The sequence below is a fragment of the Kitasatospora sp. NPDC059088 genome (genome assembly GCF_042738155.1).
GTDB lineage: Bacteria > Actinomycetota > Actinomycetes > Streptomycetales > Streptomycetaceae > Kitasatospora.
The window spans coordinates 156,886-158,992 of record NZ_JBHYGR010000005.1 but is presented as its reverse complement, the minus strand read 5'-3'; the positions used below and the strand labels follow the sequence as shown (position 1 = coordinate 158,992).

Genomic DNA, 2,107 nt, shown 5'->3' with positions numbered 1-2,107 from the left:
TGGGGGGGCGGGGGGGGGGGGCCGTCGGCCCGCCCCCCCGCCCCCCCCCGCCGCGTGCCACACTGCGGAGATGCCGTCCCCCACGCAGCGCGTCCTGGCCCGGGTGCCGGCGCGGCTGCGGCCGTTCCTGGTGCGGCACCGCCGGCTGGTGAAGTTCCTGACGGTCGGCAGCGGCTGCTTCGTCCTCACCACGGTGATCGACGTCGAGCTCAAGTTCACCGTCCTGCAGCACCAGCCGGTGGTGGCCCTGACGGTGGCGACGGTGATCGCCACCGTCGTCTCCTACGTGCTCAACCGCCGCTGGGCCTTCCGGACGGACGGGCGCCGACCGGAGGCCCTGCTGTTCTTCCTGGTCAGCGCGGTGGCGATCGGCGTCAACGACATCCCGCTGGCGCTCTCCCGGTACGCCCTCGACCTGCGCGAACCGTACGTCGACCCGTTCCAGCAGGAGGTCGCCGACTTCCTCAGCGGGATGGTGGTCGGCACCTTCGTCGCCATGCTGTTCCGCTTCTGGGCGATGCGGCGCTGGGTCTTCACCAGCCCCGCCGCCCGGGCGCACGCGGAGCCGGAACCCGGTTACGCTGCACCCGAGATGCCACGGGATGTGCCATAGGGCGTGTCTTGCGGATCCCTGCCGGGTCCGCGACGCCAGGGCACGCACCTCGCCGCGTTGTCGTCGGTCGCCCGATGCTCCGCATCGCCTCCCTCCTCCGCCTTGCGATGCACGCACCCCGACGCCGCGGCCCATCCGACAAGATCCACAAGACACGCCCTACGACCGTGAGGTGAGGTTATGCGCGGGGAGCCGGACGGCGTCCGGACCGGGCCCGCCAGTCAGCAGGGGATGCGCCGGGCCAACCTGGCCCTGGTGCTCGGCCTGATCGCGCGCGGCCCCCGCTCGCGCGCCGAGGTGGCCGCCGGAACCGGGCTGACCAGGGCCGCGGTCTCCTCGCTCGCCGAACAGCTGATCTCGGCCGGCCTGGTCGTCGAGGAGGGCCCGGCCGCCCCCAGCGGCAAGGTCGGCCGCCCCGGTACCGCGCTCGGCCTCAACCCGCTCGGGCCCGGCGGCCTCGGCGCCGAGATCGGGGTCCGCCACCTCGGCGTCTGCGTGGTCGACCTGCGCGGCGAGGTCCGGGCCTGGCGGCGCGAGGAGAGCGCCAACCACGGCCGGGAACCCGCCGCGGTGATGGCCGACCTGGCCCGGCTGGTGCGCTCGGCCGTCGCCGAGTCCGGCCTGCGCCCGGCCGGGCTGACCCTGGCCGTGCCCGGGCTGGTCGGCAGCGGCGGGGTGCTCCAGCGGGCCGCCAACCTCGGCTGGCAGGACGTCCCGCTGGCCGCCGAACTGCGCCCGGCGCTGCGCGTGGTCGGCGACGGCCTGGCCGAGCTGCCGGTCGACGCGGACAACGAGGCCAACCTCGGCGGCCTGGCCGAACGCTGGCTGGGCGAGGGCCCGGAGGACTTCCTCTACGTCTCCGCCGAGGCCGGCGTCGGCGCCGCCGTGGTGGTCGGCGGCCGGCTGCTGCGCGGGGCGCGCGGCTACGCGGGCGAGCTGGGCCACGTGCCCGTCCACCCGGAGGGGCGGCGCTGCGCCTGCGGGTCGCACGGCTGCCTGGAGCAGTACGCGGGCGAGGCGGCGGTGCTGCGGGCGGCGGGGCTGGCCGGGGTGCGCGGGGACTGGGTGACGCTGCTCGCCGAACGCGCCGGCGCCGGGGACGAGCCGGTCCGGGCGGCGCTGGCCGGGGCCGGTGCCGCGCTCGGCATCGCCGCCGCCGGGGCGGTCAACCTGCTGGACCCGGCCGAGGTGGTGCTGGGCGGCGGCTACGCCCGGCTGGCGCCCTGGCTGCTGCCGGCGATGCGGCACGAGCTGGCGGCCCGGGTGACGGTCCGGCCCTGGGCGCAGGACCGGCTGACGGTGTCCCGGCTCGGCCGGCGCGGGCCGCTGCTGGGGGCGGCGGTGGGCGTGGTGCGCGCGATCGTCGCCGACCCGGGGCCGCTCACGGGCGGCTGAGGCACGGACCCGCAGGAGCGGACCGGGGGGGGGCGGGGGCGGGGCGCCCGCGGGGCCCGGGCGCGCCGCCGGCGCGGGGAGGCGCGGGTGGCGCCCCGG

At 78.0% G+C, this 2,107-nt stretch carries 2 protein-coding genes; both read left to right on the top strand.

Annotation, left to right across the window (positions count from 1 at the left end):
• Positions 1-70: 70 nt before the first annotated feature.
• Complete coding sequence (locus tag ACFWXO_RS04295; RefSeq protein ID WP_375893038.1) at positions 71-613, top strand: GtrA family protein; 543 nt, start codon at positions 71-73, stop codon at positions 611-613.
• A gap of 180 nt (positions 614-793) precedes the next feature.
• Positions 794-2,008 carry an ROK family protein gene (locus tag ACFWXO_RS04290; protein ID WP_375893036.1) on the top strand — a complete coding sequence of 405 codons (1,215 nt, stop codon included), beginning with the start codon at positions 794-796 and terminating at the stop codon, positions 2,006-2,008.
• The last annotated feature ends 99 nt before the right edge of the window (positions 2,009-2,107 follow it).